This is a genomic window from Brevibacillus sp. NPDC003359 (assembly GCF_042878995.1).
Classification (GTDB): Bacteria; Bacillota; Bacilli; order Brevibacillales; family Brevibacillaceae; genus Brevibacillus.
In genome coordinates, this window is sequence record NZ_JBIAOR010000037.1 from 1 (window position 1) to 2,931 (window position 2,931).

A 2,931-nucleotide genomic window follows, 5' to 3' on the forward strand; every position below is an offset into this window, starting at 1 on the left:
GTGGTTAAGTTACTAAGGGCACACGGTGGATGCCTTGGCGCTAGGAGCCGAAGAAGGACGCAGCGAACTGCGATAAGCCTCGGGGAGCGGTAAGCACGCTTTGATCCGGGGATCTCCGAATGGGGCAACCCACCATCTGTAATGGGATGGTATCCTTCACTGAATACATAGGTGATGAGAAGGCAGACCCGGTGAACTGAAACATCTAAGTAGCCGGAGGAAGAGAAAACAATAGTGATTCCGTCAGTAGTGGCGAGCGAACGCGGAAGAGCCTAAACCGTCGGGTTTACCCGGCGGGGTTGTGGGGCGTCTCACATGGAGTTACAAAAGACGCGCGTAGGTGAACAGCTTGGGAAAGCTGACCATAGAGCGTGATAGTCGCGTAACCTAAACGCGCGTCTCTCCGAGACCAACCCCGAGTAGCGCGGGACACGTGAAATCCCGTGTGAATCTGGCAGGACCATCTGCTAAGGCTAAATACTACCTAGCGACCGATAGTGAACCAGTACCGTGAGGGAAAGGTGAAAAGCACCCCGGGAGGGGAGTGAAATAGTACCTGAAACCGTGTGCTTACAAATAGTCGGAGCCCGTTAAAAGGGTGACGGCGTGCCTTTTGTAGAATGAACCGGCGAGTTACGGTAGCGTGCGAGGTTAAGTTGAAGAGACGGAGCCGCAGCGAAAGCGAGTCTGAATAGGGCGATAGTACGCTGCCGTAGACCCGAAACCGTGTGATCTAGCCATGTCCAGGGTGAAGGTAGGGTAACACCTACTGGAGGCCCGAACCCACGCACGTTGAAAAGTGCGGGGATGAGGTGTGGCTAGCGGTGAAATTCCAATCGAACTCGGAGATAGCTGGTTCTCCCCGAAATAGCTTTAGGGCTAGCCTCGGAATTTAGAGTCTTGGAGGTAGAGCACTGATTGGACTAGGGGCCCTCATCGGGTTACCGAATTCAGTCAAACTCCGAATGCCAATGACTTATGTCCGGGAGTCAGACGGTGAGTGCTAAGATCCATCGTCAAAAGGGAAACAGCCCAGACCATCAGCTAAGGTCCCCAAGTATACGTTAAGTGGGAAACGATGTGGAGTTGCCCAGACAACCAGGATGTTGGCTTAGAAGCAGCCACCATTTAAAGAGTGCGTAATAGCTCACTGGTCGAGTGACTCTGCGCGGAAAATGTAACGGGGCTAAACGTATCACCGAAGCTATGGCAGTCCTTACGGACTGGGTAGGGGAGCGTTCCAAGCAGCAGTGAAGCCGTACTGGAAAGAGCGGTGGAGCGCTTGGAAGTGAGAATGCCGGTGTAAGTAGCGAAAAGACAAGTGAGAATCTTGTCCACCGAAAGCCTAAGGTTTCCTGGGGAAGGCTCGTCCTCCCAGGGTTAGTCGGGACCTAAGCTGAGGCCGAAAGGCGTAGGCGATGGACAACAGGTTGATATTCCTGTACCACCTCTGTTCCGCTTGAGCAATGGCGTGACGCAGGAGGATAGGGTGAGCGGCCTATTGGATGGCCGTCCAAGCAGCGAGTGTGGTGTGTAGGCAAATCCGCACACCGTGAAGCATGAGCTGTGATGGCGAGGGAAATTTAAGTACCGAAGTCCCTGATTTCACACTGCCAAGAAAAGCGTCTAGCGAGGAACAAGGTGCCCGTACCGCAAACCGACACAGGTAGGCGAGGAGAGAATCCTAAGGTGCGCGGGATAACTCTTGCTAAGGAACTCGGCAAAATGGCCCCGTAACTTCGGGAGAAGGGGCGCCTCGGTAGGGTTAATAGCCCGAGGGGGCCGCAGTGAAAAGGCCCAAGCGACTGTTTAGCAAAAACACAGGTCTCTGCGAAGCCGCAAGGCGAAGTATAGGGGCTGACGCCTGCCCGGTGCTGGAAGGTTAAGGGGATGAGTTAGCGCAAGCGAAGCTTTGAACCGAAGCCCCAGTAAACGGCGGCCGTAACTATAACGGTCCTAAGGTAGCGAAATTCCTTGTCGGGTAAGTTCCGACCCGCACGAAAGGCGTAACGACTTGGGCGCTGTCTCGGCAAGAGACCCGGTGAAATCATAATACCTGTGAAGATGCAGGTTACCCGCGACAAGACGGAAAGACCCCATGGAGCTTTACTGTAGCCTGGTATTGGAACTTTGTGCATCATGTACAGGATAGGTGGGAAGCTGAGAAGCAGGGGCGCCAGCCTCTGTGGAGCTGTCGGTGGGATACCACCCTTGATGTACGGAGTTTCTAACTCGTCGCCCTTATCGGGCGAGAGGACCATGCCAGGTGGGCAGTTTGACTGGGGCGGTCGCCTCCTAAAAGGTAACGGAGGCGCCCAAAGGTTCCCTCAGAATGGTCGGAAATCATTCGTAGAGTGTAAAGGCAGAAGGGAGCTTGACTGCGAGACCTACAAGTCGAGCAGGGACGAAAGTCGGGCTTAGTGATCCGGTGGTTCCGCATGGAAGGGCCATCGCTCAACGGATAAAAGCTACCCTGGGGATAACAGGCTTATCTCCCCCAAGAGTCCACATCGACGGGGAGGTTTGGCACCTCGATGTCGGCTCATCGCATCCTGGGGCTGAAGTAGGTCCCAAGGGTTGGGCTGTTCGCCCATTAAAGCGGTACGCGAGCTGGGTTCAGAACGTCGTGAGACAGTTCGGTCCCTATCTGTCGCGGGCGTAGGAAGTTTGAGGAGAGCTGTCCTTAGTACGAGAGGACCGGGATGGACGCACCGCTGGTGCACCAGTTGTCACGCCAGTGGCACAGCTGGGTAGCTATGTGCGGACGGGATAAGCGCTGAAAGCATCTAAGCGTGAAGCCCCCTCCAAGATGAGACTTCCCACAGCGCAAGCTGGTAAGACCCCTCATAGACGATGAGGTTGATAGGTTCGGTGTGGAAGCGCGGTAACGCGTGGAGCTGACGAATACTAATCGGTCGAGGACTTATCCAC

The 2,931-nt window shown here is 54.9% G+C and carries 1 rRNA gene; it reads left to right on the plus strand.

Annotated elements, in window-relative coordinates:
- The first annotated feature begins 2 nt into the window (after positions 1-2).
- A 23S ribosomal RNA gene (locus ACFYU8_RS31430) occupies positions 3-2,931 on the plus strand.